The sequence below is a fragment of the Polynucleobacter sp. 35-46-11 genome, from assembly GCF_002281105.1.
The window spans coordinates 1-3,560 of the sequence record NZ_NCFJ01000262.1; the positions used below are offsets into that span (position 1 = coordinate 1).

Sequence of the window (3,560 nt, forward strand, 5' to 3'; positions counted from 1 at the left end):
AAGGAAAAATATGTCTCATCATGACAAATTAATTGCCGCTTTCGAAACATACCAATCAGAGAATGAAAAGTTCCATGGTAAAGGAATCAAAGCTTCCGCTGCCAGAGCTCGTAAAGCTTTGCAAGAGATTGCCGGTTCTTGCAAAGAGCGTCGCAAAGAAATTACTGCTGAAAAAGAGGCGCTTGAAGGTAAGCCAAAAGGTGAGGGCATGTCACAAGATGCTGCTCGTCACGCACACATCAGAAAATAAATCCTTTCTGAAAAGTAAAAAGTCACCTGATGGTGACTTTTTACTTAGAGGTCAACGTTTTCAAGAGCAGAGCCTTTTAAGTGCCGAGTATCCGCCCATTGATCTACTGCCCAGCCACTCGATTCTTCATGGCTAATCCAATTTAATGATGCATTTGGTACCGAGACAATTCGTTGTGCGCTCAGAGATTGATTGCTTGCTATGCGATACATCATGTCGAGTGTGCCACCATGACTAACTACTAATATAGTTTTACCGGCATGACGCTTTTGGATGCTGTCTAGCGCATTTCGTACGCGTAATGAAAACTGCTGAATACTTTCACCACCCTCGAGATCATGATCTAAGTCGCGGGCGATATGCGCTTGCCAAATATCAGGCCGTAACAGAGGGGCTTCAGTAATTGAGAGCCCTTGAAGTGCGCCAAAATTGCGCTCTCGTAAAGCGCTATCGACCTGCGCTTCCACTCCAAATAATTCAACGACAGCATTTGCAGTATCAGCCGCTCTTTTCAGGTCGCTGGTATACAAGACATCAAACCCAAGATTAATGTCTTTAAGCGCTTGAGCCATTTGGCGTGCCTGTAAAACACCTTTGGGATTAAGGGGCGTATCGGTGTGGCCTTGCAACCGTCTTTCGGCATTCCAGGCGGTTTCGCCATGGCGAATTAGGCAGAGTTTTGTAGTTGTCATATAACAATATTAAGTCGAGTTAATTTCTATCAGATTCTGAAAAGTCGAGGGGATCTCCAGGGATAAGGCATCCGGACTCGAGCGCCTCTGCTCTAAGTCCGCCCATATTCTCAAATGCATTCATAAAATCGGGCCTTTTGAGTAGATTGGCTGGTCTTTGGCAGGGCGCACATAATTCTGTGCCCCTAAACATAAGGCCCCCTAAATAGAAAATCTTTCCAACTAGAGCATTAAGCTCATTTGTAGAAATGCCGCTAATCACAAGATTTCTGCGAGTATCACCCTCGCTAAAAACTGCTTGTTGCCGGGCAAGGAGTTCTTGATTGGCATGATCAATGCCGGAAAGTGCAATAAGAGAAATATGTCGAATCTTAGGTTTGGTTTTGGAGAATGCACCTATGCCCAGTGCGTAACGATCGCCCTCAATTCCTTTGCCAGCAATGATATTGGCTTGTGTCAGCTGAATCATCGATTCGCCTGCTCGAGAGGCAATTTGAATTGAATAAATTTGCGGAGATGCTGTCATGATGAGAGCATATTACATAAGAAAAAGCCCCGGCAATTTCGGGGCTTAGTACTTATGCTGCAACAGGTTCAGCGGTGGGTGCCGCGACGGGAGGTCGCTTATTGATAGCCCTCTGAATCTTTGCCTTCTCTTTAGGCTTGGTACTCGAGTCCAGCAATTTACTTAGTTGGGCTGTAGTGAGTGGACCCAATTTAGCCTTGCCCGTTTTACTAACCATGGGGTCGTTTTTTCTATTTCTTTGATTTTGGCCAACAGCCATATTTTTTCCTAGAGTCTTGGAATGATGAACCTCTGAGCTTGCTCAGCAGACTCCCCTAAGTAGGGCGCGGAATAGTGATCACAAACCAGAATAACAGTTAAGCGGTCTAGGCGCTATGATTACATCATGATGAATACGCCTAATATGAAATTAGCACCAATACCATTATTGAATATGAGGGCTCGAATGTCATATCTCAAATATATTTTGTTACTGAGCGTGTTTAGTTTAATGGCCTGTGCTGCGGTATATACAGATGCATCAGATACAAATCACGTCACCTTTCTAATTAGTGATGGCGAGTCTGTGGAGTCGCTAACACCAAAGGCCAATGCGTATTGTGCTCAATACGGCAAGACTGCGTCGTTTAGAAAGAGTGATACTCAGCTGGTTGCGGTATTTGACTGCAACTGGCCAAAATCTAGTCCGCGCTAGATTTAGCCAGCAAGGTCTGATTGGTAGATGAGGCCTGCATGTTCTCTTAGTGCGTGGAATTGAATAGACTCCCAACGCTGCTGAGCTACATCTAATTCGGATTTATGGCTGGCCAAAAATACTGAAGCTCCTACAACATCCTCTGCCATGCGGTGAATATTTTCCTGGATGAATTTCTTGAGCGCTACAGGATCATCTGAGCTGACCCAGCGAGCTAAGTTATAGCGTGCAGGCAGCAAGCGTACTTCAGCGCCATACTCAGTTTGTAGGCGATGACTTACGACTTCAAACTGTAGTTGTCCAAAAGCACCGAGCAACATGGTGCCACCAGTCATTGGGCGAAATACCTGAATCGCACCCTCTTCGCCAAGTTGCATTAAGCCCGTACGTAGTTGTTTGGAGCGTAATGGATCAGCAGATTCGACCATGCGGAAAATTTCAGGGGCAAAAAATGGCAAGCCTGTGAATTGCAATTGCTCACCTTCAGTGAGTGTATCGCCTAGCCTGAGAAGACCGTGGTTTGGTAATCCAATGATGTCACCAGGAAAGGCTTCATCTAGGATGTCGCGGCGTTGTGACAGGAAGGAAAGGGCATTATTAGTGCGCACTTCTTTTCCATTGCGACAAATCTTGAGTTTCATGCCGCGTTGAAAATGTCCCGAGCAGATGCGCAAGAAGGCAACGCGATCTCGATGGGCTGGATCCATGTTGGCTTGAATCTTGAAAACTACTGCAGAGAATTTATTTTCAGCGGGGCTCACCTCACGTTGCAAGGCCTTACGTGAGCCTGGTGATGGCGCAAGCTCAACTAGGGTGTTCAGAATTTCACGCACGCCAAAATTATTAATGGCAGAGCCAAAGAACACTGGTGATTGACGACCCGCTAAAAAAGCTTCGCGATCAAATGCGGGCATCGCATTTTTAATGAGGTCCACTTCAGCCAGTGCATTTTCAAGATCAGTGCCTAGGCGCTCCTTCAATGCTGGATCATTGATGTCAACAATTGCATGGGAGTCCTCGGTTACACGATCTTCACCTGCTTTGAACATGCGCATTTGACAGTTGGCAATATCAATTACACCGGCAAATGATTTACCCATGCCTACTGGCCATGTAAAAGGAACAACTTCTATTCCTAGTGCGGTTTCAATTTCGTCCATCAGTTCCATGGGCGGCTTCACTTCACGATCCATCTTGTTGATGAAAGTAACAATTGGCGTGTTGCGTGCACGACAGACTTCAAGCAAGCGCAAGGTTTGTGATTCCACGCCATTCGCAGCATCAATCACCATGAGGGCAGAATCAACCGCAGTTAAAACACGATAGGTATCTTCCGAGAAGTCCTGGTGACCCGGCGTGTCTAACAGGTTAATAATGCAATCGCGATACTCCATTTGC

At 45.9% G+C, this 3,560-nt stretch carries 6 protein-coding genes; 2 read left to right on the forward strand and 4 right to left on the reverse strand.

Annotated features, from left to right (window positions below):
* A partial coding sequence (locus tag B7Y67_RS13105) for a hypothetical protein (protein WP_293599034.1) occupies positions 1-250 on the forward strand: 250 nt, incomplete at its 5' end.
* A 44-nt stretch (positions 251-294) separates the two neighbouring features.
* Here B7Y67_RS13105 and B7Y67_RS13110 read toward each other — a convergent pair.
* From B7Y67_RS13110 to B7Y67_RS13120, 3 genes are read right to left on the reverse strand one after another with little or no spacing between them, the layout of a single operon-like run.
* Positions 295-942, reverse strand: coding sequence for a histidine phosphatase family protein (locus B7Y67_RS13110; RefSeq protein WP_293599035.1), 648 nt, complete (start codon positions 940-942; stop codon positions 295-297).
* Positions 943-961: 19 nt separating this feature from the next.
* Positions 962-1,468: an MOSC domain-containing protein gene (locus B7Y67_RS13115; protein ID WP_293599036.1), complete on the reverse strand. Its 507-nt coding sequence runs from the start codon at positions 1,466-1,468 to the stop codon at positions 962-964.
* A 52-nt stretch (positions 1,469-1,520) separates the two neighbouring features.
* Positions 1,521-1,727, reverse strand: coding sequence for a hypothetical protein (locus B7Y67_RS13120; RefSeq protein ID WP_215386972.1), 207 nt, complete (start codon positions 1,725-1,727; stop codon positions 1,521-1,523).
* 186 nt (positions 1,728-1,913) lie between these two features.
* Here B7Y67_RS13120 and B7Y67_RS13125 point away from each other — a divergent pair, with 186 nt between their 5' ends.
* Positions 1,914-2,162, forward strand: a complete 249-nt coding sequence (locus B7Y67_RS13125) for a hypothetical protein (RefSeq protein WP_293599037.1) — start codon at positions 1,914-1,916, stop codon at positions 2,160-2,162.
* Between the two features lie 2 nt (positions 2,163-2,164).
* On the opposite strand, the gene B7Y67_RS13130 is transcribed toward B7Y67_RS13125, so the two are convergent.
* Positions 2,165-3,560 (reverse strand): peptide chain release factor 3 (locus B7Y67_RS13130; RefSeq protein WP_293599038.1); only part of this gene is annotated, 1,396 nt, incomplete at its 5' end.

Coding starts and splice junctions, on each gene's coding strand:
- B7Y67_RS13110 (WP_293599035.1), bottom strand. CDS start 942: ATGACAACTACAAAACTCTGCCTAATTCGCCATGGCGAAACCGCCTGG.
- B7Y67_RS13115 (WP_293599036.1), bottom strand. CDS start 1,468: ATGACAGCATCTCCGCAAATTTATTCAATTCAAATTGCCTCTCGAGCA.
- B7Y67_RS13120 (WP_215386972.1), bottom strand. CDS start 1,727: ATGGCTGTTGGCCAAAATCAAAGAAATAGAAAAAACGACCCCATGGTT.
- B7Y67_RS13125 (WP_293599037.1), top strand. CDS start 1,914: ATGTCATATCTCAAATATATTTTGTTACTGAGCGTGTTTAGTTTAATG.